The organism is Candidatus Rickettsiella viridis, assembly GCF_003966755.1.
Taxonomy (GTDB): Bacteria; Pseudomonadota; Gammaproteobacteria; order Diplorickettsiales; family Diplorickettsiaceae; genus Rickettsiella_B; species Rickettsiella_B viridis.
The window spans coordinates 189,710-215,239 of the sequence record NZ_AP018005.1 but is presented as its reverse complement, the minus strand read 5'-3'; the positions used below and the strand labels follow the sequence as shown (position 1 = coordinate 215,239).

Here is a 25,530-nt window from a genome sequence, read left to right as displayed (position 1 = left end):
TTTTCCTTTAAACTCACAATAAAATGATAAAAATTTACAAAGGAAAAAAATAATGACAGGGCTGGCCCTATTTCTACGTGAAGCAATTACGCATCCCAACGCCGTAGGCGCGCTCTTTCCTAGCTCCAAAAAGCTAGCAAATGCTCTAGCACAGCAAATTCCTGCAAATAACCCAGGGCTTATCATTGAACTAGGTGCAGGGACTGGCGCTATTACGGCAGCCCTTTTACACCAAAAAAAACCTGAACATCAACTTATCGCTATTGAGCGTTCAGCTAAACTAGCTAAACATCTGGCAGCTCGCTTTCCAGGTTTAAATATTATTCAAGGTGATGCAGGCCACTTACATCAATTACTTAGTAAGCATACTTCAAGCCCTGTGCAAGCCATTGTATCAAGCTTACCCTTACGCTCCTTAGCATCGGACACTATAAAAAAAATAGGCCAAGAGATTAATCAGACTTTGAAGCAAGGCGGTATATTTATACAATATACCTATAGTCTATGGGGAAAAACTTTAACCCCTTCTTCGAATCTAAAACTTATTCACAACCAATGGATATGGCAGAATTTACCGCCCGCCCGTATTGATGTTTTTTATCGCCAATGACTCCCTTTAAAAAAAGCTTTATTGCCGTGACCGCCATTGAACCTCAACAACAGCTCGCGGCACAAAAACTAGCAAAGCAATATTTTCTACCTTATATAGATAGTTCTCAACAAGAAAATTTTGCCTTTATTTTAATACTCTCTGAAAAAGGGTTAATGTTAAAAAATACTGAACAAAAAGCTTGGGGCAGTTTACAAATTGATTTTTTAAAAGGTACGATAGGTTATCGATTACGGCATCTAAAAGGTCAAAAACAATTACTTGCCAAAGCAATAGGATCTAAAACACATTTAAAAACGGGTATTTTAGATCTCACGGCAGGATTAGGAAATGATGGTTTTATTTTTGCACAATTGGGGTTTTCAGTCACTTTATTAGAACGTTCACCTATTATCGCCGCTTTATTACAGGATGGGTTAGATCGTGCTTTAAATGATAAAAAGTACTCTGCTAGCAATATACAACTCATTCACTCAGAGGCAAAAATATATCTAAACCAGATAGATACAGAAAAACTACCCGATATCATCTATTTAGATCCCATGTACCCCCCTTCAAATAAATCTGCTTTAGTAAAAAAAGAAATGCGCTTTCTTCGTCAAATCGTGGGGGATGATACAGATGCACAAACACTATTGCCTTTAGCTTTGACACATGCACGCAAACGTGTCATTGTAAAAAGAGCACGATCAGCACCCTTTTTATCAACATTAAAACCACAACACAGTATTTTTGGGAAACAGCTGCGTTTTGATATTTATTTAACTCCGATGACATACCATACCTTGGGGATTTAGATCGGGAGAAGAACTCAAGTCATTTTTACCCTTTCGAGAACCAAAACCTTCTGTAAAACTGCTAGCCCTACCCCTTATTGGCAGATAATTTAAATTTAATGGCCTAGAATCAGATGCTTCCCCTCCCGCCGCCTCCCTAGGACTATTAAAACTTATCTTAGCTTTTGCACGATCAGGCGATGTATTGCCCGAATCATTTGAATGGAGTTTTATTAGACCCATGTTATCCATATTCTGCGCATTAAGACACTCTTCACTCTTTGAGCTAGGTAGTGATTGAGGAACAAGGAATGAGTCAGTACATAACTCTTCTTTTTTACCAAGCGATACCTTTTTATGAGCCATTTCTTTTACAGCTACCATCCTTGATAAATAAAAATGATTTGTAATATTTTCTGCTTTCTTCCATTTTTTTTCAACATTATAAACATGGGAATACCACACTGCAAAAGCGACTGCAAAAACAGCGATAAAGGGAACTGAGATGGGTGCAATCCATACAACTGGAACCCTCACAAAAGACGTTATACTTCCCCATATGACGAGACGAAAAACTAAACTGCCTGTACCTAAGCGACTGATAACAACCCACGATCGGTTTAAAAGTTTTTTAACCCACGTCCATGCTGGCTGCTTTAGACTATAGCGTCGAAAAAAACGATCATAATCATGCAACGATAGATCTAATACTTTTATTGTTTTTTCCACGGAAAATGTGTCTAGTTTATTTACCTCTTTTTCTAATTGTTCATATTTCTCATCCTGCGCCTTACCCGCTGCAATCGCTTTTTTAGCCCCGTAACACAATCCCCACAACAGAGTAGCAGTGGCTATTACCATAAAAATTACGCCAAAAATAGCGGGTGCTGTAGGACCTGTTACTGCGCCTCCAATAGCAAGCCCTGCTACTACTTTAAACAAATCACTAAATAGCCAAATGCCAAAAAAAGGTAAAAAACATCCCCCTACAAACGCCTCTACTATAGCAGCAACCTTCATAAAACGGCGATTACCCAGTACGTTTAGTAAATCCTTGCGTAATTTTGAATTTTTAAAAGACTTGAGTTCAACACGACCCATTGCTAGCTGTTCTCTGACAAAAATATTTTGTTTTTCCAATTCAATATCATCGCTTTCATACTTTCTTTTTAAAGCTACTTTCTCTAAATAATCTACCTCTGTATTATTTAGCATACCTATCTGTTTATTAATAGAATCTTTTTTAAACGCATAAGTAACGTAAACACATCTTATAGTAAGAAACAAGAATGCTAAGGCTAATGGGGGAAAAGATAGACCGGCAACCATACCTACTGTTGGAGCAAAATAAAAAGCAAACATACAGAGCCAATAGAAAAAACTGGCCTCTTCAATTGCATCTAAAATAGATTGGGTCAAACTTACATTTTTCTTAAAATTCTTAGGAGGATCAATTTCCTCGGAAAAGAATATTTTTGAATATTCTTTGGAAAAACCGATTAAGTAGGTGCCATCCTTCCGTTGAAACTTTTTAGGTAGATCTGGGGCAGCTGTTTTTTTGTTTAAATATTTAACCAACTCGTCTATTGTTTGTATAAAAATACTATTCAGTATTTCTTTTTTTGTTTTTCTACGTTCCAGTCCTTCCTTTGTTAAATAATTCATTAAAAGATCGTATTCTTTGCGTCGCTTTCCCCAACAAAAAAAACGACGCTTCCAACATACTAACCAAGAGATATCCGGAGAATAAAAATATGCCGCGGCGATTAATATCTTATAATCAATTCCATCTTCTCCCATCATCTTTTTAATTTCGAGATTAGGATCAACCGGATCAATTTGAAGTAATCGTCTAAGATAAAAGAAATGGCTTTTCTTCTCATCGTTGCGCAAAGTACGGTAAACTAATGCAATATGACCTATTAATAGTGCTAGAAGCCCGACTCCCGCCAAAGCACCATGCCATACTGCTGCATAGCGGCTGTTATTGATAGCCGTAAAAAGATTATAACCAAAAATATTTTCTAGTACATTGGCATTAGCTAAAGGTGTAGCAACGAATTGGTCAACCGGACCAAAATAACTACCCAATACCCGTTTTATCGCGCCTGGAGGTTGTTCAACCCGTTTAGAAGGATGGTTACTAAGCACATAAGACCAGCGCTTTATAAAGAAAGGGTCTTCAAACATAAATAGCACCTCAGTGAAAAAAAAACCTAACTTCCATCTCAACACCCTATGGGATAAAACCCTGCCGATTTTAAACTTAGGCTTAAGTATATATTAAGTTTTCAAAAATTTTACCGATAGATCACTGACACTTAGTAAAAATTCTTTAACTCCTCAAATCAATTCAATCTATACTAGCAGCTAAAATTTCTAAAATATTACTTTATGAAATCTTTTCTGAAATGGGCTGGAAATAAATATCGTATAATTGAACACATAAAGGGATGTTTGCCTACAGCAGCTCGCTTAATTGAACCATTTATTGGTTCTGCAACGGTTTTTCTTAACACATGTTACCCCGCTTATCTTTTAGCGGATAGTAACCATGACCTCATTCAGCTGTACTTATATTTACAGCAAGAAGGGCAATCTTTTATCAATTATTGCCGAATATTTTTTAACCCCTGCTTCAATAATGCAGAAGAATTCTATCGTTTGCGCCGTTTATTTAATGATAGTAAAGATAATCGTATTCGAGCAGCCTTATTTCTTTATTTAAATAAACATTGCTTTAATGGATTGACTAGATTTAACCAACAAGGGCAATTTAATACCCCGTTTAGTGAATATAAAAACCCTTATTTCCCTGAGAAAGAAATGCAGTTTTTCTACCAACATGCTAAAAATGCTAAAATTATTCATGCTGATTTTAGCACTACATTAGTTTTAGCTCAGCAGGGTGATGTTGTTTACTGCGACCCCCCTTATGTAAGCCTATCTAAAACCGCTAATTTTACCCACTATACCGCCGATGGTTTCAGCCAAACACAACAAATCAGTTTAGCCAACACAGCAAAAAATTTAGCTTCTCGAGGAATTGTGGTGATTGTTTCTAATCATGATACTGAATTTATTCGAAATATTTATCAAGGCGCTAAATTCATAGCTTTATCTGTGCAGCGAAATATCAGTAGTAACGGGGCGAAACGAACCAAAGCGTCAGAGATACTCGCTATTTTTCAATAAGTTAAAGACGATGAGGCTAAAATTATTTGTCTCTAAATTCGATTTTTATCGGACTCCCGACTATGCGCAAAGCCTTACGATAAAAGTTTTCAAGATAGCGCCGATAAGATTCAGGCAAAGAGCGCGTATGCTGTCCATGGATAAGAATAAAAGGTGGATTATAGCCGCCTGGATGTGCATAACGTAATTTAACAGCTCGACCTCGACTTAAAGGGGGTTGGTGCGTACTCACCGCTTCCTCCAATAAACGAGTTAACCGTGATGTTGTTAATGGGTGTGTGGCCGAACGATATGCCTGCTGAATTAAAGTAAATAAATTACCAACGCCTGTCCCATGCAGGGCAGAAATAAAAATAAGCTTTGCAAAACTAACAAACTGTAAACGCCGATCTAATTCTTTTTTAACTTGTGCACGTTCTTCCGAAGATAAACCATCCCACTTGTTAACTGCAATAATCAACGCCTTGCCTGTTTCAAGAATAAACCCTAATAGATGTAAATCTTGTTCACTGATTCCCTCTCTTGCGTCGATTATCATCAACACCACATGACATGATTCAATAGCTTGTAGACTTTTTATAACAGAGAACTTTTCAACACCTTCGCCCGTTTTCGATTTTCTACGAATACCGGCGGTATCAATCAAGGTATATAATTTATTTCTATAGCTAAATTCATGGGCTGTACTATCGCGTGTTGTTCCTGGCAGATCAAATACAACAACACGTTCTTCACCCAAAATACGATTGAGTAACGTTGACTTGCCTACATTAGGCTTCCCAATAATGGCTACTTTAACTCTTGTTGTCTCTGGTGATTCTTGCTCATTTTGATCTTGATCCGCTAACTTTGTAGCAGGAGGAAAATGCGCTAACACTTTTTCCATCAACGCTTCAATACCTTGCGCATGGGCAGCAGAAATAATAAATGCTGCACCGAGACCTAATAAAGCAAACTCACTCTGTAATAAACCAGAATTTAAACTTTCGCCTTTATTAATAACTAAGGTAATATTTTTATTAAGCCGTCGTAACTTTTGTGCTAATAATTCATCTAATGAAGTTAAACCAGCGCGCCCATCAACAACAAAGAGTACATAATCAGCCTCACTGATGGCGCGTTGAGTCTGCTGCTCCATTAAGGCATCAATACCTTCTTTTTTCCCAGAGCTTAATCCGCCGGTATCAACAACAATATAAGGTTGCGACCCCACAACACCCTGACCAAATAAGCGATCTCGTGTTAAACCAGGAAGATCCGCTACTAAAGCCTGACGAGTCTTAGTTAAACAATTAAATAAACTAGACTTCCCTACATTGGGGCGGCCTACTATAACAATACTGGGTAACGAAGTAGTCATACTCTTCGCACTTGAATTTTCGTCGGCGTTCCCGCTCAATTCGCAATCCTCATGTATCATGTATACACTCCAGTTGCTTCATTTTCGCAGCGCCTTGCCGAAAATCCCATTGTTTGTGAGTACATCATATATGTAATGCGGATTCTGTCCAAACAGACAATCCACCCTGCTGAGTTAAAACACAAATGAGCGGGTAAGCCACACGAGGTGCTGCTACAATGCTTGCGCTGTCATGAACTAAAACGCGTGCTAAAGGGCGACCATCCGCTTGTGCAAACCAGTGAAGATAACCTTCTTTATCGCCTACCACCAGATTATTCCCCATGATGACGGGGGCTGTTAAACCTCTATTCTGTAACAAACGGTTGTGCCAAAGCAGATGTCCTGTTGAAGGATCAAACGCCCACAATCCACCTTCACTATCCGTAACATACAAGTTTTTTCCTAAAGTAAGCCCTGAATAAGTTGAGAAAGATCGTTGCCACTGTATTTGGCCTGTTTGTAAGGAAACTGCACTTAATTTACCTTGGTAAGTGGCCACATAAATCATTTTGCTGTCTAATCGAGGATCGGCTGCAATATCAACCAGTTGATCCGCTTGAGTTACGCCTTGAGGATAGGCAATCGTATGTTCCCATAAAAGCCTTCCATCATTTAAATTTAATGCGGTGAGTGTTCCATCAGAAAAACCGATTAATACCTTATTACCTATAATCCTTGGCATACTGCTTGCGCGCAGCACTAACGTGGGCGCACCATGATTATAAGCCCATAACCGCTGCCCAGTTTTTAAAGCAAACGCTAATACTTTTCCATCCACTGTTTTAACTATTACATGGCCCTGATTAATGATGGGTGGCGCTAAAACCTGATTAGGTAATGCCGCTCGCCACATTAAATCACCACTTTCTGCCGCTAAAGCAATTAATTGTGGTTGCATGCTAGCAAGAACGACTATGCCTTCACCAACAGCTGGACTACTGCTGGTGGGGTGTTTTAAATTCGCTTGCCATAATTTATGGCCGTTACTCAATGTAACTGCCGTCACAAGCCCCGATTTATTACTGACAAAAACTTGACTATCCTGAATGACGGGTCCTAACCGTAAAAAATCTTTATCCATTCCACCACCCGTTACCCTTGACCACAAGGGTACAGGCTGGAATTGGAAAGGATAAGAAGTCAATGCCGCCGGAGGAGGCGTATTGTCATCACCTAAACCCGCACAAGCAGCCAATAGAAAAAATAAAAGAAATACAACTAAATGACGAAACTTAGGCATAGTGTTCATGTCTCATGAAAAACTTTAATTTGATTTGGTCAGATTACTAATTTTCATTGATAAGAGCGGTTGGTCAATAGCGCTTTCAGAAAATAATTTCTCAGCCGCCAAATAATTTTGTAAAGCACTGGAAAGGTTCCCTAAACGCTGGAAAATATCGCCTTTTTCTTCAAGAATAAGTGGCTCGTAAGCGACATTATCATTGTATTCATCAAGCATTTTCAAAGCACGTTCTGCTTGATTTTCTGCAAATAACACACGTGCTAAGCGAGTACGTGCCACGGCGCGCAAGCTTTCACTTTTTCCATGTTGAATAACCCATATTAATTTATTCTCAGCCTCGCTCAGATTATTCTGATTAACTGCTTGTTTCGCTAATTGTAAAGCAGCCAATGAAGCATAAGGTGTCTTTGGATAATTCTGCAATAAACTCTTTGCGATAGCTTCAACGGTCGTTAGGTTATTTTTTTGTATAGAAGCAACAAAGCTTTCATATACCATGGCGGCATTAACCGCATTATTTTCTCGAGTCTGCTGCCAATAATGCCAGCCTATACTGCCAACAATAGCAAAAACAATCCCCAGCATAATGCCTACACCGTATTCTCGGCACCATCCTTTGATACGCTCTGCTTGTTCTAATTCTGCCAATTCATTCACGAGTTAAGTACCTGGGTTATTTTTTGCATTAATTCCGCTTGCTGCAAAGTCTCTTGTGGTTTTTTTTGCTTTAAATCTTTAAAAGCAATGGTATCCGACTTTACTTCATCATCACCTAAAATCAAAGCAAAACGCGCCTGACTTTTATCGGCACGTTTAAACTGCGATTTTATTCCTGCGCCGCTACAATCCAATACTAAACTCATATTAGGCAATGCCTTACGTAACTGCTCTGCCAAAATTAACCCTTGTTGTCTTGCAAGTGCACCCGTATTAATAAAATAAATATCGGGGCTTTGTGCTTCCGATAAGTTTAAGGGTGGTAATAAATCAATTAAGCGCTCTAAACCCAGCGCAAATCCTATCGCAGGTGTCGCATGGCCACCTAGTTGCCCAACTAAACCATCATAACGACCACCCGCACAAACAGTATTTTGTGCGCCCTGAGCCTCTGTCATAACCCATTCAAATACGGTCTTATTGTAGTAATCTAAACCCCGAACTAAACGAGGATTAACCACAAAACAAATCTCGGCATCTTTAAGTAAGGTTTGTAACTCAGTAAAATGCTGATCAGACTCTTCGTCGAGAAAGTTTAATAGCTGTGGCGCTTTCTGAATTAAATCCTGTAATTCAGGATTTTTACTATCAAGAATCCGCAAAGGATTAGTCTGCAAACGACGTTTAGAAACTTCATCCAGCTGATCTTGGTGTTGGTTGAAATATTCAATCAGATTTTTCTTATATTCTTCCCGAGCTGAGGCGGAGCCTAAAGAATTAATTTGCAAGCTTAAACGATTTTGTAATCCTAACTCAGCCCACAAACGTGCCGTCATTAAAATAAGTTCTGCATCGATGTCAGGCTGTACTAAACCAAATACTTCCACACCAAACTGATGAAATTGGCGATAACGGCCTTTTTGAGGCCGCTCATGCCGAAACATGGGACCTAAATACCACCAACGCTGAATTTGGTTATAGAGTAACCCATGTTCTATACCCGCTCGTACACAACCAACCGTCCCTTCAGGCCGCAAGGATAAACTTTCATTATTACGGTCCAAAAAAGTATACATTTCTTTTTCGACGATATCAGTTACATCACCGATAGAGCGCTTAAACAACTCTGTTTTCTCGAGAATAGGCAAACGGATTTCTTGATATCCGTATTGTCTAGTTAGCATGCGCAATGCCGCTTCTAGCTTCTGCCAAGCAGTAATCTGCTCAGGGAGAATATCATTCATTCCACGAATTGCCTGCATTTTATTCAGCATAATCAGTAATAAAGTTGTTTCTTTTGTTGTTTATTTTTAAATTTAGGCGTTTTCATTAATGCTTTATAAGCATCGGAGTTAGGAAACCTTGTTTGTAACATTAAAGTATAGTATCCCGCTTCTGCCTCATTGCCTAAAGCACGCGCTAAAACAGCACCTAACCATAAAGCATTAGGGGTTGGGTCCTTGATTAATTGCATATATTGCTCCAAATACTGCTGGGCTTGCGGATAATTTTTTTGCTGATAGCTTATTCTCCCTAATTCTAGCCAAGACATTGCACACTTCGGATCCTGTGTTATTGCCTGTGTAAAATAAGTGCCCGCTTTGTTTATATCCGGTATTTGCATCGCACATAAACCCGCATTTTCATAAACTTGGGCCGTATTAAGATAACTGGGGTCTTGCAAAGCTAATAAAAAATGTTGGTCGGACTCTGCATAACGTCCCCTGCGACATAAAAAAGCACCATAGTTATTTTGTGCAACCCCCGACTTCGGATTAAGGGTGACTGCTTTACGATAATACGCTTCTGCTTGGGAAAAATTACCGGTCGATTCTAAAAAATAGCCCATTGCACCTTGGCTTTCTGTCGATGCGGGAGACTGCTGTTCAGCTAATAATAGCTTTTGCTTAGCGCGCTGCATATCTCCACTTTGTAAATAAGCTAAGCCAAGTTGTACATTAGCATTGGCAGCTTGTGGACCCGTGCTAGAAATAGATGAACGGGAAAAAATACTACATGCGGCCAAGTTTATCATTAAACACATTATAATAATTTTCTTTAACATCGATAGTACCCTCTCCTTTTATATTCGCCAAAGTAACCCTTAGCTGGAATTAAAGTAATAACTATACTCTTCGCATTTAGATTTTTGGCTGTGAGTATATTCTAACTAACGGCAGACAGCGCAACAACGGCAGAAATAATTTTATGTTGACGACTACGATGACTTCTATCCTGCACACGCCCCACAAGCTGACCACAAGCTGCATCAATATCCTCACCGCGTGTTTTTCGAGTAATGGTATTAATCCCTGCTTTAAGTAAGTAGTCTCTAAATTTATCAATCGTTACCTGCGGTGAACGACGATAACGTGTATTCGGAAAAGGATTAAACGGAATTAAATTCACCTTGACAGGAATCCCCTGTAAAATCTTAATTAATTGACGCGCATGTTCTACCTGATCATTGATTCCATCTAACATAACATATTCCATGGTAATACGACGGCGACTATCGCCTTTAAAATAATCACGGCAAACCGCCAGTAATTCCTTTAAAGGATATTTTTTATTAATAGGAACTAACTGATTTCTTAGCTCATCATTTGGCGCATGTAAGGAAACAGCCAATGCAACCTCACTCACTTCAGATAATTTTTGCAATGCAGGCACAATACCGGAGGTACTTAACGTGACACGGCGCTTAGAAAACCCATAAGCAAAATCATCCATCATCATATCCATTGCCTGGACAACGTTTTCAAAATTTAACAATGGCTCACCCATTCCCATCATCACAATATTACTCACGCTGTGATCATGACGTAAGGATTCCCCTGCCAAATAACGTACCGCAATCCATACTTGGCCTATAATTTCTGCCACCGTTAAATTACGACTAAACCCTTGTTGCGCTGTCGAACAAAAACTACAATTCAGCGCACAACCTACTTGAGAAGAAACACATAAGGTTCCACGATTCGCTTCAGGAATAAAAACAGTTTCAATACAGTTATTGTCTTTTAATCTTAATAACCACTTTCGTGTCCCATCGGCAGATACTTGGTCTAAAACCACCTCAGGCAATTCAATTGACACAATGGATTTTAAACGTTCACGTAAACTAACGCTAAGGTTACTCATCGCATCAATGTCTTTCACGCCGCGCTGATGAATCCACTGCATCACTTGCTGTGCCCGATAGGGCTTTTCGCCTAATTCGGTAAAAAAAACGCCCATGGCTTCGCGATTAAGATCTAATAGGTTAGTTATTGTCTGCATAAACTATGCTCGGCTAAAGCACTGTGCTTCTGTGAAGAAAAAGGCTATTTCCTGTTTAGCTGTTTCAATACTATCGGAACCATGAACCGCATTTTTATCGATGCTTTCTGCAAAATCAGCGCGAATGGTACCCGCCGCCGCTTGTTTCGGATCGGTAGCGCCCATCAGGGAACGATTTAATAGGATAGCATTAGGGCCTTCTAAAACTTGAATCATAACCGGACCCGAACAAATAAAAGCAACCAGATCATTAAAAAAAGGCCTGTCTTTGTGGACCGCATAAAAATCTTGCGCTTGTTTAAGCGTTAATTTTTCCATTTTTGCGGCAATAACCCGCAAACCCGCTGCTTCAAAACGCATGGTGATTGCGCCAATCTTATCATTTTTAACCGCATCGGGCTTAATGATGGAAAGTGTTCTTTGTGTTGTCATATATCTACCCTATTGTTCCATACTCTTCGCACTTGAATTTTTTGCTATGTTCCCACTCAATTCGCAATCCTCATGTATGCTGCATACACTCCGGTTGCTTCATTTTCGTGGCGCCTTGCCAAAAATCCAATTGCTGTGAGTATTACCCGCTCATACCCAAGGCGGCCGGCGCCCCTTCAAGTACAGTGAATATAAATTGAAAATTTCAAGGGTATTATACAGACTTAATGGCAGCACGATAGTACTGTTTAGCCGCGTAAACTCATCAAAAAATAAGCAACTTGGCTCAATAAGACAGACGATAAATAAGGGAGTTTAAGCGGAGATTTCAGGTGGTTTATTCGTTCGTAACACATTCATTAGCCGATCAGGGTAATCCGTTAAAATACCATCGACCTCCAAAGCTAATAATCGTTCCATTTCTTCAACTTCATTGACCGTCCAAACATCAACACGCTTGTTTTTTTTATGTGCTGACTTTATAAAACGGGCGGTTACTGCCTCAACAGGCACTTCAAAAGCAGTAGCCTTGACTGAAGAAAATCGCTCTAAATAGGTTCGGCTCAACCTTGAAAAACGATGAATTTCAGGATCAGACGCTGCAGTAGCAATCTTAGGGCAAAGCCTGCGAAAAACTTTCATCGTCCGCGCATCAAAAGCGGAAACCAAAACCTGCTTCGATTTACCATGGCGATTAATCGTCTCTCTCAAAGCAGCGACAATAGGTGGGTCTGTTTGCTTTATCTCTAAACTAATAACCTGCCGAGGGAAAGCAGTAAAAATTTCATTTAAAGAAGGAATCGTGATGCCCTGTCCTCTAAAAGGGAAGGTATGCCCCCCATCGTTTGTCCATTGATACCCTGCGTCCAAACGTTTTATCTCCGCCAATGTCAGCTCTTGAACGAGGCCTTTTGCATTCGTGGTTCGATCCACTGATGCATCATGAATAGCCACTAGAACCCCATCGCGAGTCATATGGATATCAATTTCACTTAAATCAACCCCTGATTTTGCCGCCTCCTGCAGCGCAAACAAGGTATTTTCAGGCCATAAACCAGCGCCTCCTCGATGGGCAATAACCAGCGGTTTACTATTAGCCTGATAATTTGGAAACATAGAATTCTCTATATCTAATAGATCGATTTATCTATCAATATAATATACAACGCGTTATTGGTTTATAGCATGTTAACTCTAAAAATACTAACTTTTTACGCTTTATTGAGAGGGATATTAAAAAAAACAATCTCGCTATCAGATAAAAAAACCGACCTTTAATGAAGCGGTATTACTACAAAACTCTTAAAAAATACCTTTTTGAAGACATCCATGTGCTAAACTAACCCTTAAATAGTTAAATAAAAAAAATAATAAACTTAGCTGATATTTATCTTTCACAGCCCCCTATATTCTTCCACCACTAGACTTTATAGAGCGCTATAAGGTACCTTTTAGCAAATTTTAATGCTCGCTATTATTTTATGAAAATGATTCCAGAAGGATTAACCTTTGACGACATATTACTACTTCCCAATCATTCAGAAGCGTTGCCTAAAGACGTCTCACTTGTTACACAACTAACCTCTACCATTAGCCTACAAAGCCCTTTGATTTCGGCTGCTATGGATACGGTAACAGAAGCAAAACTTGCGATTGCCTTAGCGCAGGAAGGCGGATTAGGCATCCTACACAAAAACATGCCACCTGAAATACAGGCCAGCGAAGTTAGGAAAGTAAAAAATTTCGAAAGTGGAATTGTAAGAAACCCTATCACTATAGCGCCTGAAGCCAGCATACGAGAATTATTAACGTTAATGGCGACTCATTTTATCTCAGGCATCCCCGTCGTCACCAAAGACAAACAGCTTGTTGGAATTGTCACACATCGCGATAGCCGATTTGAAAAAAACTTAGAACTCCCTGTATCGTCTATCATGACGCCAAAAGAACGATTAATCACCGCAAAAGCGCAAGCATCCGCCGATGAAATTACCGACTTATTGCATCAACATCGTTTAGAAAAAATCTTACTGGTTGATGAGGGATTTCATTGCTACGGACTCGTCACTGCGAAAGACCTACAAAAATCTAAAGAAAAACCACTGGCGAGCAAAGATAAACAAGGTCAACTCCGAGTCGGCGCAGCGATAGGTGTGGGTCCTGATACAAAAGAACGTGCCCGTGTCCTAATAGAAGCAGGGGTTGATATTCTTTGTGTTGATACCGCGCATGGGCATTCACAAACCGTCATTGAAACAGTCCGATTCTTAAAAAAAGAGTACCCTAAAATGCCCCTTATCGCCGGCAATATCGCAACAGCGCCAGCGGCAGAAGCCTTAGCCAAAGCCGGCGCAGATGCTGTCAAAGTCGGTGTAGGTCCTGGCTCTATTTGCACAACACGTATCGTAACTGGCGTTGGCGTTCCTCAGATTACGGCTATTATGCAAGTCGCTACCGCATTAAAAGGCCAAGCGGTTTCCATCATTGCCGATGGAGGAATCCGTTATTCCGGCGATCTCTGCAAAGCACTGGCTGCTGGTGCTGATGTTGTTATGATCGGTAGTTTATTTGCAGGAACTGAAGAAGCGCCTGGGGAAATAGAGTTATATCAAGGTCGACCTTATAAAACCTATAGAGGTATGGGCTCTTTAGGCGCCATGCAACAAGGTTCTTCGGATCGTTATTTTCAAGCTAATATCGAATCAAGTAAATTGGTTCCAGAAGGGATAGAGGGTAGAATCCCCTACAAAGGCTCTCTGCAAACCGTTATTCATCATTTATTAGGAGGTGTACGCGCAGGCATGGGATACACAGGAAGTAAAAATATCGCGGAGCTACACAAACAAGCGCAGTTTATAAAACTAACTAGCGCGGGAATGCGCGAAAGCCATGTCCATAATGTCAGTATTACAAAAGAGGCACCTAACTATTTCAAAGAAGATTGAAATTTGTTATCGAACAAAACAAGCCCAAAATTTTTTCCATGATTCTATTTTTTACTTTAAATAAAAAGCGGAGTGTATTACCATGACCATCCCCCAAGAACGTATTCTTATCCTCGATTTCGGCTCTCAATACACCCCACTTATTGCACGACGTATTCGTGAACAACACGTTTACTGTGAAATTCATCCTTACGATATGCCGGAATCACAAATTAAAGCATTCGCCCCTAAAGGTATTATTTTATCAGGCGGACCTGAGACGGTTACTTTAGAGTCAACGCCGCGTGCACCCAAAATAGTTTTTGAGCTAGGCTGCCCTGTTTTAGGTATTTGTTATGGGATGCAAACCATGGCTGAGCAACTCGGTGGAAAAGTAGTCGCCTGCTCAAACCGTGAATTTGGTTACGCTCATGCTCAAATTACAGAACCCACTGAATTATTAAAAGAGATTACTGATAAAAAGGGTAACCCTTACCTTGATGTTTGGATGAGCCATGGTGATCACGTTGAGCAAGTACCGCCCGAATTTATTATCATACTCAATACGCCTAATACACCTATCGCGGGTATGGCAGACCCTAAACGAAATTTTTATGCTTTACAGTTTCATCCCGAAGTGACCCATACCCAACAAGGGAAAGAAATCTTAGAACGATTTGTAGACAAAATCTGTGATTGCCGCCCCAGTTGGACTGCGCATAACATTTTAGAGCATGAAATAGCTGAAATAAAACAAAAAGTAGGCGAAGAAAAAGTATTATTAGCCTTATCCGGTGGCGTGGACTCTACTGTTCTTGCAGCCCTATTGCATAAAGCCATTGGCAAACAACTACTCTGTGTGTTTGTAAACACGGGTTTATTGCGCACTACCGATAAAGATTCTGCTATTCAGGCACTGGCTGATGATATGAATATCTCAGTTGTAAAAATAGATGCCTCTGATCGCTTTTTAAAAGCATTAGGGGGGATCACTGATCCCGAAGAAAAACGCAAAGCAATTGGTAACCTGTTTGTAGAAATATTTGAAGCAGAATCCACTAAACATCCTGATATCGCCTGGCTAGCACAAGGCACCATTTATTCCGATGTCATCGAATCGGCTGGTACTACCACACAAAAAGCGCATGCGATTAAATCCCACCATAATGTCGGAGGGTTACCCGATACACTTAAGCTTAAACTATTAGAACCCTTGCGCGAATTATTCAAAGATGAAGTGTGTCAATTAGGATTAGAATTAGGTTTACCGCCTGAATTGGTCTATAAACATCCTTTTCCAGGCCCTGGTTTAGCGATACGTGTTTTAGGTGAAGTAACCCCAAAAAATATTGATTTAGTTCGGAAGGCCGACGTTATTCTTCAAGAAGAACTCAGAAAACACAATCACTATGACAAAATAAGCCAAGCTTTCTGCGTGTTTTTACCCGTTAAATCCGTAGGTGTGATTGGCGATGCGCGACAATATGCGCCAATTATCGCAATACGTGCCATAGAAACCATTGATTTTATGACCGCGCGATGGGCACATCTTCCCTATGCTTTATTAGAAACGATTTCTAATCGCATTATCAATGAAGTTGCTGGAATCTCCCGCGTTGTTTATGACGTATCAGGGAAACCACCTGCTACCATTGAATGGGAGTAAAACCAGGGTCTTTAATCTTTCGTCATGTTAGTGATAAAAAACCACCGTCATGGCGAGCGAATGAAATGAGCATCGCCATTTGTCATTGCGAGTGCCGTAGGCACGAAGCAATTTAGGAGAATGCGTAGCTGGATTGCCGCGCGCTTTGCGCCCGCAATGACGAATAACTTTATACGTTTGCACTTAGGGCTATCTTTGACTTTCTTCCCCCTGTTCAATAGACTCCAAGTTAATCCCACTTCAACGTAGTTAATAAGTTTATGCTGCAACTCGTTAAAACCTGGCTATCTCGCTACATTCTTGATCCAGAATTAGCTATTCTTTGGCTATTTTTAATTTTTATTGTCGTTGTATTTGCCGTACTGGGAAAAATTCTAGCGCCGGTACTCGTCAGTGTCGTTATCGCTTATTTACTACAATGGCCCATTAGCTCCTTAGAAAAACTTCGCTTCCCTAAAGTCGCCGCTGTTTTAAGCGTTTATATCAGCTTTATTGGAATCGTTGTTTTAGGCATTGTGGGTTTACTACCTTTGCTCGTTCGCCAGCTAAGTAATTTGATAGCAGAATTACCCAACATGGCCGCGCGTGGTCAAGAGATTTTACTCTTTTTACCCTCTCGTTATCCCGATTATCTTTCAGCCACACAAATCCAAGACTGGATCCTGCAATTTAAATCAGGATTAACCCATTTTGGACAATGGATCCTGTCTGCTTCGTTAGTCTATATTCCTAATATCATTGCATTTGCTATTTATTTCGTATTAGTGCCTTTATTAGTTTACTTTTTCTTAATCGATGAGAAGAAGATTATCGCATGGATCACTCAATACCTGCCGGAAAGACGACGTTTAATTTCACAGGTATGGAGAGAAGCGTATGCACAAACAGGAAATTATGTACGCGGAAAAGCTTTAGAAATGCTGATCGTTTGGATTGTGACTTATTTATCATTTGCATTACTGGGTTTACAGTACGCAATGTTACTGAGTGTTTTAGTTGGCGTTTCTGTTATCATTCCTTATATCGGTGCGGTCATGGTCACCATCCCTGTGCTGATTATTGGTTCTTTACAATGGGGCTGGTCAGCCCATTTTGCCTATCTTGTGGCTATTTATGCCATTATCATCACCTTAGATGCCAATGTACTCGTGCCCTTCTTATTCTCTGAAGCAGTTGATCTACACCCGGTGACTATTATTATTGCGGTATTGATATTTGGTGGGCTACTTGGATTCTGGGGAGTGTTTTTCGCTATTCCTTTAGCCAGTGTCATGAAAGCAATTCTAAATGCAGTGGCTTATAAAAAACCAGTGTCTACGAAACAACTTAATTACTAGTGGATTTTCAGCAATACAGCTGAAAATCCAAATGCGAAAGTATAATTATAGTTCGCCTACGGCTTGCAGCACTTCTTGCACATGACCTGGCACTTTAACGCCTCGCCATTCGCGCCGTAACACGCCTTTTTTATCAATTAAAAAAGTGCTGCGCTCTATGCCACGCGTTTTCTTTCCATACATCATTTTTTCTTTTAGCACACCATAAAGCTCGCAAACTTTTTGATCAGTATCAGACAATAGCTCAAAGGGAAACTGCTGTTCTGATTTAAACTTCAAATGTAGCTTTATCGTATCGCGAGAAATACCTAAAATAACCGTATTAAGTGAAGCAAATTTTTTATAATGCTCTGTAAAATCCTTGCCTTCTTGAGTACAGCCTGAAGTACAATCTTTAGGATAAAAATATAAAACAACATTTTTACCGATTAAATCGCTTAAAGTAATAGCTTTAGCATTAGTTGCAGCAACGCTAAAATCGGGTGCAGGTTTATTAATTACTAACATTTCAAATCCGCTTTTGAACATTAAATAAAAAGAATTTTAATTCTTCTGTGGCTCCATCGCCACATCAAAATTATTTTCATCACAAAACACAATAAAGTGTTCACGAAAATCGGCCACTAAATGTGTTGCGGGAACGCCAAACGCGACGGAAATACCTAGCATCGTAGCTTCTGTCATAGGTGCCTTATAAGATTCTACTTGTATATTATAAAGTGTTATTTCCTGCTCCGCTAAAAACTCAGTAATCTTAATTAAGGCATCGGAGGTATCAGGGGCAACAATATAGGAAGTATAAGGAAAACTATCCGGCTGAGCAGTGCGAGCCTGCGTACGTGCCACTAAGACCTGGTTATCATATTTTTTTATAACCGTCTCAAATTTAGCTATGGTATTCCAGGCACCCCCAATCAGTATCGTCATGGTGACATGGGTAGCTGTCGTACTTACGCGCGCGTCCATAATATGGCAGCCGCTATGGGCAACCAGCCTAAAAATTTCTTCAATAATGGAGGGGGATTCACTAGGGCCTAGGACAACAACAACCAGGTTTTCCATATGTATTAATCATGTTTTTCTAACGAGCCGGTAGTCTATTCTTTTTTCATGATATTGTCACTAGGGGCTCGGCTAGGAAACGATTAAGCTAGATTATCTGGGTAAACGGGCGCTAAAACCCCCTATTTTGCCGGTAAAAAGCTTACAATATATGGGTAAATTTTAGGGAGAACTAGGCTAAAGGGACCGCTCAGGACTGGATATAGCTTAGCGGCCAATATCACTGACTAATTTCTAGCAAAATGCGCTAATGTATCTTGTAGTGCTTCATGCGCTTCTTTTAAAGATTTTATCGCTTTTTTGTTAGATTCAATAACGGCCTCTGCAAGTATCTCTAATTCTTGCTCTTCCTCCATCGTCTTTAACTGAAACGCGTCAATGGCTCTGCTCGCTATTTCTTCAATAGAAACATGCGCCTCTTCGGCAAGGCTATTTAATTTAAAGTGCTGGTCAGAACTAATACGTAGCATCGCTCCTTCCATAAGCGTTACCCTCTTTATAACTTAGATAATTAATTAGATCATATAGGCGGAATATATGTCAATTGAGCAGATATAAATCAAATAGGTTCTTGTTAAACTGTTTTCTCAGTTTTTATATTAAAACAAAACGGCCTAAAAAATATCCAATAATTTATTTAACCTGCTCTCTAAACCTAAGCCCTTTTTATTATATTGTTTTATATAATTTATCTTCCCTAAAATACTTTGATAATCGATATCAAATTCTGACTTTGTTAAGGTATTAATTCTTTTTTCTAGTTTATAAATATACGAACGCACTTTTAATATATATTTTTTATCAAGGGTTACATTCTTACTATTAACGGTTTGTCCATTAACAACCATTTTTTCTGATGAGTTATAAATTTTATGTTTTTCTCTAGCGGGTTTAAATCCATTCTTAGAGAACATTCCATAAATTTTTCCAATAATATAAACTTTGTCTAATTTTTTATTTTTTGAAGAAACTGAAATATCATCAGCGTAACGGGTATAAGCCAATCCTATTTTATTAAATTCACTTACTAATCTAGGCTCATCCTTCCAAAAAATTAAATTAGATAGACTAGGACTCGTACACGAGCCCTGCGGCAATTCACCATTCCGTATAGTTAATTTAGTCAGGATTGATGCGACATTATCTGTAAAATTAAAAAATTTACTCCATACATTATAAATATGCTTCTCTTTGCAGTTATCAAAATATTTTTTAATATCTTTATTGAATAAGGCTTTCTTGAACAAATGAGCTGTAGCGTTTGTTTTAGTATTACGCTTTTTAATATATGAATGAAGATAATATGCCCACACAACTTTGTCTAATAGGTTCTTTTTTATTTTTTCTTGAATTTCTTTTAATGGAGATAACACTGTGTAAGTAATTCGATTGTTCTTGAGTTTATTTTCCCGATAGTAGGAAGAAGCTAAAGAGGCAATTTTTTCTAATGCTGAAACATCAACACTAAGAACTTTTGCGAGTGAATCTAAGCGCGAAATTGGTTTATATGGATAAAAAGATGATAAAACTATTGACATGATTTTTTGTCTAAATTTATTAGACTAAGTTAATACAACCTATCCAATAATTAATAACAACTTAGCAGTAATCATTATAACGTAAATTAAAATGTTTATGTTTTTCTGTCTAAATTTTAGATAAATGCTTGTGCTAAGGTGGACTCGGTATTACAAAATAAAACAAATAAAATTCCCTTTAGGATGCTGTTTTATTATTACCAGTAATATCAGCAATACACGTGCTGTTTTACTGCTAAACAGCTTAACTATCCTTATCTTTATTAGTTCATTTGTCCTTTTAATAGCACAGATTTCTGATTTATTAAGTGATTTTTTTAAAAAATTTAAAAATTGGATCACTTCGTTCTTAAACATAATATTCTCCTTTTGAGTAAAGCACGGAATTGTGCCTGCTTTAACACACGGCTTAGCCCGAAAGGGTAAATCAGAAATCATACGAGTCCACATTGACACATCATCAGATCAATCTGCTTTTGATTTGATGTAAGAGGCATTTTTTTCCAAGCCGCTTTAGTCTACAAGCCGCGAGGTATACCGCGTAGTAGTCGAGCAGCATTAGTATATTTGTATATGCCCCCATTAAATCCAAACTTTCATCTGGACCGACTTTTGTATTTAGTATACAAAAGCCAACAACAGGCAGCGACCAAAGAGAATTTTGTATTTAACATACAAAAACCAACAATAGGTTTTTTAACCAAGGAGAATTTTGTTAAAGAACACAGAAAGATACTTTCTGCCAAGAACAAGACTATATTAAAATTATATCTTTAGTCAAGATGAGCACTTAACTAAAGATAACTTTTATGTTGTTAAAGATTTATTGGCTTTACTCTTTTGTTTAAGAAAAATTCATACATCTACTTTTATATTAGGAATAGAATTAATGAAATCACTTATAAATATTTCTGCATCAACGGGTGAACTACAAGATCATTTTGATTTGTTATCCTGTTTTCTAAATAGCGCTAGCATGGTGCGCGGCATGGCATGTGATGGTATAACTAGAAATAACTCTATTGGTTCTCCTATGCCTGAATTTTGGAATCAACACTTTATTACTGTCTTTTACTTATTTAGACATGCGCTAGAGTTAGCAGTTAAGGCGTTAATAAAAGAAGTAACTGGGCACGATGTTGTTGGTCATAATATTCAAAAAATGTGGGAAGAGAATATTCCTAACTATCAAAATGTCATTCCTGAACAAATTAATAAAACATTTACTGTACTTGCCAAATATCATCTTCTCAATGATGCACAGTTATTTCGTTATCATGCTGATAAAGGCGGCGTTAAATTAAAGGATATGCCCCTTATACACAGTGATGATTTTGATACAATATCAGGAGCAGCATGGGCAATCCGTCAGCTAGTTTTAGAATGTATTCATATTAAGAAAGACCTTCCTATTTGATTCAAAATTATTTTCAGCAAGCTTATAAGCTATTTCCTTAAGCTTAACACTGCGTATTACTACCTCTTTAATGGCATTTGGGGTATCTTGTCAGGAGAGAATACTAGTACCTCCACTTATACCCCCATGGGATACTTCTTAAACTTTATGAGGAGCGCTATAAATAAAAAAGCCCTTTCAACAAGGGCTTTTAGAAAAACTTGGAACTTTTAAAAGGCGGTGGGAATCACATTACCCAGGCAACGCCTTGTCACATATAAGACTAATAAATAGGCTTTTTAAAGATACCCCCAAAAATACCCCCACTTCCTAGACCTTAGCTGAGTTTTGAGTATGACAGCACTCTTAACAAGAGGAAATTAAATAATTAGACATCAATACTCTCTAGTATATTTTATAGTCAATTCTCTCGCTCTAGCTTCTTGGACATCATCCATTGTCATATTGAGATAGAATTCCTTCTCTGGCGCATAATAACCTTTGATTTTATTAATTTCAGAAAGTGCACGCAGAGAATCTTTTAAAAACTTACCATTAATTGTACCATTGTCAGAAATACCGGCATAAACTACCCTTATTAGTTTTTCCATTACCCAGTCCATCGTAGCAGTAGCAGAATGGATAGATTTTACTTGTAGCGATTTTAGGTAGGCTTTGCCCTCTGGTTTTTTCAAGAGGCGAGTAGCAATCCGTGAGGCATTTGTTGAGGAAAAGCCCGCTTCTATAGCCGCTTGCTTTGCGTCCATTTTCCCCATTTCATCCATTTGCTTTATTAATAGGTTATAGAAGGCAAATTGACGTTGGGTAAGTCCATTGGGCAACCGTGTTTCATTAGTCACTGGCATTAAATTCCATTTCATTGGTCATTATTGACCATTAATTGTTTAGATTATATACAATTATACACCGGTTATAAACAAAACCTGGCATTTGGCCAATAACGTATTTAGACCAAACAGGTAAACTTCTTTTTTCTTAAATAAATCTTTCTTCTGATAATGTAGCGATTTGCTTGCACGCCACATTAAGCATTTGCCTCCCTTGTGCTTGCACCTCTTTCAATCGTTGATATTTTTCAGAAGTTAAACCTTGTAAAAGGGCAATACCCATTTCTTCATGTTGCTCATCAACCTCATCATGGATTTTAAAATATTGAGTTTCTTGATATCTATCCATAACTTGGTGTGCTTGCCTAAAAAAAAGTTGCGCACTGCTTTCTAGTACAAGATGCACTAAAACAGTTTTTTCTTCCGCGTCCAAAGTCATCATTTTCCAAGCAAACCAACTGCTCGTTGCCTCTAAAATAGGGTCCCACACAGAGGGACGATAACGTCGATCCTGCTGAAGAGAAACATTATGCCCATACTCTTCTTTTAAATGTTGCTGAGCTATAGAAAGAAACTTAGGATTATCACAAAAAGCATAGCGCAGCATGACTACTTTTTGAAAATAATCTGAAAACACTTGAATGCAATCCAATAGTCGTTCTCTCATACGTTTTTCTTTCATAACGTCACTTTTAATTAGCCGTATTAGTAGACTATTTTCATATTCTTTGACAAAAATTTTATTTGTTTCTAACAAAAGGGATAAATCTGCTGGCTGGTTTACTATCATAAATTTTTACTTTTATTTTTATTTTTTAGTGGTCTTATTACGTTTTCTATATCTTATTCTTTAAGAATTTATAACAATTTAGCTAGCAGTTAGCACACTAGTTATATAATAACTTTTATTATATCCTTTAATCGGATAATAAATATCTATTAATCAGATATATTAATTCAATTGATGAGATATCCTTTTCTATTTTTTTATGATAATGAAGGAATTTCTAGTTGAAAGGTAGAACCTTCCCCAAAACTACTTATTAAATTGATTTTTCCATTGAGCTCTTCTACGTATTTTTTGGTAAGATACAGGCCCATTCCACTCCCTGTAAACACTGGACTTTCGTAAGAAGGTTTAATTTTTACAAATTTGTCAAATATACGTGCGTGGTCTTCCTCGCTGATCCCTATACCCGTATCAGATACGGTTATTTTTAATTTATCTGTTTTTTCAAAAGATAAAGTAACCTTACCTTTACCTTTAGGGGTAAACTTAACTGCATTAGATAGAAGATTAGTTAAAATTTGTTTCAAACGAATTTTATCAGTAACAATTTCTCCTATATTTTTATCAACATTTAATTCAAAATCTAATCTTTCCATATAAATAGATGGGGTTATAAGCGCCTGCATTTCTATAGCAAATTTATATAAATCTATTTTATCTTTTTTGATAACATCTATTTCATTTTTATCAAGCGCACATAACCCGGCATTTAGTATCTCTAATACCTGGGTACCTGAATCACTAACCATCTTTCCATAATTCTGCACCTCTTCAGGTGTTTTTAATACCCCCATTGCCTGAAGTTGAGCAAATCCGACAATAGCTGAAAAAGGTGTTCGTATATCATGCGCCATATTCATCGAAAAGATCTGTTTAGCCCTCTCAGCTATTTCACCTTGTTTTTTTTCAGTTACATCAAAGCTTATTATGACAATTCCCACACATTGATTATTTTCAATAATTGGTTGTTTCAGGGATAAATAGTATTTACCCTTAAATTCTTCTTCAGTCAGCTCTCCTTTCAAACTTCTCATAATTTTTTTACAATTTTCCCAAGAAGGTTGATCAATCTTTTCTGCTATAACTTCTCCTTTAGAGATAGTTGATTGCATTGATTTATTTTGAACAATGGAATTACCATTGATATCAAAGGCACTATAATTAATGCCAAACGCGTCTAGCATTGAAGAGACAATAGTTGAATTAACCAAATCAATGAATTTGTTAGGAGAAGCGTTAAGCATGGAAATTTCCTTATTATTTTATAATATAAATTAAACGGAATATCGTTTTAATGTGCTATTGGTCAACTTATTGTCATTTGACGTAACCACTTCTTTTTCAAGACCGCCACGATGAGATGAAGTCTCATTAAGGCAACGTTCTTGAAGAGTGGTTAGTTCTTCTGAAAATAAGCTAGAGTCATTTTTTGCTATTTCATGGGCTTTTATTGCTTGCATAAAAAAACTTAGTTTAGCCTGTGTTGATTTATGACCAGCTTGATCTAACGCACACATGGCTTTAAACATAGATTGAAATAAATTTTTTTTCGGGTTATAACGCAATTTGGGAGGAATCAACATATGACCAATATAGATAGGCCCACAATTTAGTTTACCTAGAGTATAATGCAGCGCACCATTAAGCTCATGAGAAGGATAAGTTAAAACCCCTTGCCCTAATGAGGCAATTGCTGCTGATTCCTCTAGCAAGTAGTTAACGGCGGCCGTAAACCCTGCTTTATGTTTATGGCTATTAGCTAACCCTTCAACAACTGCTACAAACCCCTTATCTTTATCATAAAGGTCATTAACATCTAACTTCGCTTGTTTATAGGCTGTGGTTTCTATCACCGTTTTCCAATTAATTAACTGATAAGCAACTTTTGCTTTATTTAGTTTATTAATAGATCCTGCATTATCCTCTTCCCATTTCTTACCCCACAATAGTGCTTCTTCCTCACCGACATAAAATCTATGCAACAAATCACTTAAAACTATCTTAAGTTCTAAGACTTTGCTTTTATTTTCAATGATCCAATCAACCAGGGCTTGGAAATTATCGCCTGTTTGTCTATCGTTGCCTTTACTAACCCCGTATATTAAAACTGACCCTTCCGGTAATTTAGAATGGAATTTTATCTTATTTATATAATCTTCTGGCATATCATTTTTATTATTTATAGAAAAAGATGCCATTCTAATATACATTAAAATGTAATAAAACCTATGCTGCTTCATGGCCTACACTCAAATCAGATTCTTTATTCATAAGACATTCTTCAATCGCCTTTTTGAACATTTCTATCTCCTTACTATTAAACTTTATTTAAAAATCATTCTTGATGACAAATAACAACTGCTTAAAACAAA

25 protein-coding genes are annotated in these 25,530 nt (G+C 38.0%); 7 read left to right on the top strand and 18 right to left on the bottom strand.

The window, feature by feature from the left end:
* The first annotated feature begins 52 nt into the window (after positions 1-52).
* Positions 53-610, top strand: a complete 558-nt coding sequence (locus DMP02_RS01030; protein WP_126322262.1) for a class I SAM-dependent methyltransferase — start codon at positions 53-55, stop codon at positions 608-610.
* Complete coding sequence (locus DMP02_RS01025) at positions 607-1,407, top strand: class I SAM-dependent methyltransferase (RefSeq protein WP_126322261.1); 801 nt, start codon at positions 607-609, stop codon at positions 1,405-1,407. The genes DMP02_RS01030 and DMP02_RS01025 overlap by 4 nt, the downstream gene beginning before the upstream one ends.
* Here the strand turns inward: DMP02_RS01025 and DMP02_RS01020 are convergent.
* Positions 1,372-3,576, bottom strand: coding sequence for a hypothetical protein (locus DMP02_RS01020; RefSeq protein ID WP_126322260.1), 2,205 nt, complete (start codon positions 3,574-3,576; stop codon positions 1,372-1,374). The genes DMP02_RS01025 and DMP02_RS01020 overlap by 36 nt on opposite strands.
* A gap of 204 nt (positions 3,577-3,780) precedes the next feature.
* Here DMP02_RS01020 and DMP02_RS01015 point away from each other — a divergent pair, with 204 nt between their 5' ends.
* On the top strand, positions 3,781-4,581 hold the full coding sequence (locus DMP02_RS01015) for a Dam family site-specific DNA-(adenine-N6)-methyltransferase (RefSeq protein WP_126322259.1): 801 nt from the start codon (positions 3,781-3,783) through the stop codon (positions 4,579-4,581).
* Positions 4,582-4,603: 22 nt separating this feature from the next.
* Here DMP02_RS01015 and der read toward each other — a convergent pair whose 3' ends face one another.
* The 8 genes from der to DMP02_RS00975 all read right to left on the bottom strand — a co-directional run bounded on the left by der (position 4,604) and on the right by DMP02_RS00975 (position 12,713).
* Positions 4,604-5,941 (bottom strand): ribosome biogenesis GTPase Der, encoded by a 1,338-nt coding sequence (der, locus tag DMP02_RS01010; RefSeq protein ID WP_126323467.1) that lies wholly within the window; start codon positions 5,939-5,941, stop codon positions 4,604-4,606.
* Between the two features lie 124 nt (positions 5,942-6,065).
* Positions 6,066-7,223 (bottom strand): outer membrane protein assembly factor BamB, encoded by a 1,158-nt coding sequence (gene bamB / locus DMP02_RS01005; protein ID WP_172593950.1) that lies wholly within the window; start codon positions 7,221-7,223, stop codon positions 6,066-6,068.
* A gap of 24 nt (positions 7,224-7,247) precedes the next feature.
* On the bottom strand, positions 7,248-7,883 hold the full coding sequence (locus DMP02_RS01000) for a YfgM family protein (protein WP_126322257.1): 636 nt from the start codon (positions 7,881-7,883) through the stop codon (positions 7,248-7,250).
* Positions 7,880-9,157, bottom strand: coding sequence for a histidine--tRNA ligase (gene hisS / locus DMP02_RS00995; RefSeq protein WP_126322256.1), 1,278 nt, complete (start codon positions 9,155-9,157; stop codon positions 7,880-7,882). Before hisS ends, DMP02_RS01000 begins: the two co-directional genes overlap by 4 nt.
* 2 nt (positions 9,158-9,159) lie before the next feature.
* A complete protein-coding gene (gene pilW / locus DMP02_RS00990; protein WP_172593949.1) occupies positions 9,160-9,918 on the bottom strand; it encodes a type IV pilus biogenesis/stability protein PilW in 759 nt (252 codons plus the stop codon).
* Between the two features lie 131 nt (positions 9,919-10,049).
* Entirely contained in the window at positions 10,050-11,165 is a 1,116-nt protein-coding gene (rlmN, locus tag DMP02_RS00985) for a 23S rRNA (adenine(2503)-C(2))-methyltransferase RlmN (protein ID WP_126322254.1), read from the bottom strand.
* A 3-nt stretch (positions 11,166-11,168) separates the two neighbouring features.
* Positions 11,169-11,597 carry a nucleoside-diphosphate kinase gene (ndk, locus tag DMP02_RS00980; RefSeq protein ID WP_126322253.1) on the bottom strand — a complete coding sequence of 143 codons (429 nt, stop codon included), beginning with the start codon at positions 11,595-11,597 and terminating at the stop codon, positions 11,169-11,171.
* A 315-nt stretch (positions 11,598-11,912) separates the two neighbouring features.
* Positions 11,913-12,713: a glycerophosphodiester phosphodiesterase gene (locus DMP02_RS00975; RefSeq protein ID WP_126322252.1), complete on the bottom strand. Its 801-nt coding sequence runs from the start codon at positions 12,711-12,713 to the stop codon at positions 11,913-11,915.
* A gap of 365 nt (positions 12,714-13,078) precedes the next feature.
* On the opposite strand from DMP02_RS00975, the gene guaB reads away from it, so the two are divergent.
* The 3 genes from guaB (at position 13,079) to DMP02_RS00960 (ending at position 17,524) form a co-directional block, all read left to right on the top strand.
* On the top strand, positions 13,079-14,542 hold the full coding sequence (gene guaB / locus DMP02_RS00970; RefSeq protein ID WP_126322251.1) for an IMP dehydrogenase: 1,464 nt from the start codon (positions 13,079-13,081) through the stop codon (positions 14,540-14,542).
* Between the two features lie 82 nt (positions 14,543-14,624).
* A complete protein-coding gene (gene guaA / locus DMP02_RS00965) occupies positions 14,625-16,187 on the top strand; it encodes a glutamine-hydrolyzing GMP synthase (protein ID WP_126322250.1) in 1,563 nt (520 codons plus the stop codon).
* A 260-nt stretch (positions 16,188-16,447) separates the two neighbouring features.
* Positions 16,448-17,524, top strand: a complete 1,077-nt coding sequence (locus DMP02_RS00960; protein WP_126322249.1) for an AI-2E family transporter — start codon at positions 16,448-16,450, stop codon at positions 17,522-17,524.
* Positions 17,525-17,569: 45 nt separating this feature from the next.
* Here DMP02_RS00960 and DMP02_RS00955 read toward each other — a convergent pair whose 3' ends face one another.
* The 5 genes from DMP02_RS00955 to DMP02_RS00935 all read right to left on the bottom strand — a co-directional run bounded on the left by DMP02_RS00955 (position 17,570) and on the right by DMP02_RS00935 (position 20,481).
* Positions 17,570-18,031 carry a peroxiredoxin gene (locus tag DMP02_RS00955; RefSeq protein WP_126322248.1) on the bottom strand — a complete coding sequence of 154 codons (462 nt, stop codon included), beginning with the start codon at positions 18,029-18,031 and terminating at the stop codon, positions 17,570-17,572.
* 36 nt (positions 18,032-18,067) lie between these two features.
* Positions 18,068-18,586 (bottom strand): glycine cleavage system protein R, encoded by a 519-nt coding sequence (locus DMP02_RS00950; protein WP_126322247.1) that lies wholly within the window; start codon positions 18,584-18,586, stop codon positions 18,068-18,070.
* 227 nt (positions 18,587-18,813) lie between these two features.
* The gene (locus tag DMP02_RS00945) at positions 18,814-19,056 is read right to left on the bottom strand and encodes a hypothetical protein (protein ID WP_145985123.1); all 243 of its coding nucleotides are present in this window, start codon (positions 19,054-19,056) and stop codon (positions 18,814-18,816) included.
* A gap of 144 nt (positions 19,057-19,200) precedes the next feature.
* A complete protein-coding gene (locus DMP02_RS00940) occupies positions 19,201-20,124 on the bottom strand; it encodes a reverse transcriptase family protein (RefSeq protein WP_126322245.1) in 924 nt (307 codons plus the stop codon).
* A 150-nt stretch (positions 20,125-20,274) separates the two neighbouring features.
* On the bottom strand, positions 20,275-20,481 hold the full coding sequence (locus DMP02_RS00935; protein WP_126322244.1) for a hypothetical protein: 207 nt from the start codon (positions 20,479-20,481) through the stop codon (positions 20,275-20,277).
* 532 nt (positions 20,482-21,013) lie between these two features.
* Here DMP02_RS00935 and DMP02_RS00930 point away from each other — a divergent pair.
* Positions 21,014-21,541: a hypothetical protein gene (locus tag DMP02_RS00930; protein WP_126322243.1), complete on the top strand. Its 528-nt coding sequence runs from the start codon at positions 21,014-21,016 to the stop codon at positions 21,539-21,541.
* A gap of 374 nt (positions 21,542-21,915) precedes the next feature.
* Here DMP02_RS00930 and DMP02_RS00925 read toward each other — a convergent pair whose 3' ends face one another.
* From DMP02_RS00925 to DMP02_RS00910, 4 genes are all read right to left on the bottom strand, one after another.
* Positions 21,916-22,401 carry a terminase small subunit gene (locus DMP02_RS00925; protein ID WP_232019580.1) on the bottom strand — a complete coding sequence of 162 codons (486 nt, stop codon included), beginning with the start codon at positions 22,399-22,401 and terminating at the stop codon, positions 21,916-21,918.
* A gap of 115 nt (positions 22,402-22,516) precedes the next feature.
* Positions 22,517-23,158 carry a hypothetical protein gene (locus tag DMP02_RS00920; RefSeq protein WP_126322242.1) on the bottom strand — a complete coding sequence of 214 codons (642 nt, stop codon included), beginning with the start codon at positions 23,156-23,158 and terminating at the stop codon, positions 22,517-22,519.
* 197 nt (positions 23,159-23,355) lie between these two features.
* Complete coding sequence (locus DMP02_RS00915) at positions 23,356-24,402, bottom strand: sensor histidine kinase (protein WP_126322241.1); 1,047 nt, start codon at positions 24,400-24,402, stop codon at positions 23,356-23,358.
* Between the two features lie 30 nt (positions 24,403-24,432).
* On the bottom strand, positions 24,433-25,356 hold the full coding sequence (locus DMP02_RS00910) for a hypothetical protein (RefSeq protein WP_145985122.1): 924 nt from the start codon (positions 25,354-25,356) through the stop codon (positions 24,433-24,435).
* Between the last annotated feature and the right edge of the window lie 174 nt (positions 25,357-25,530).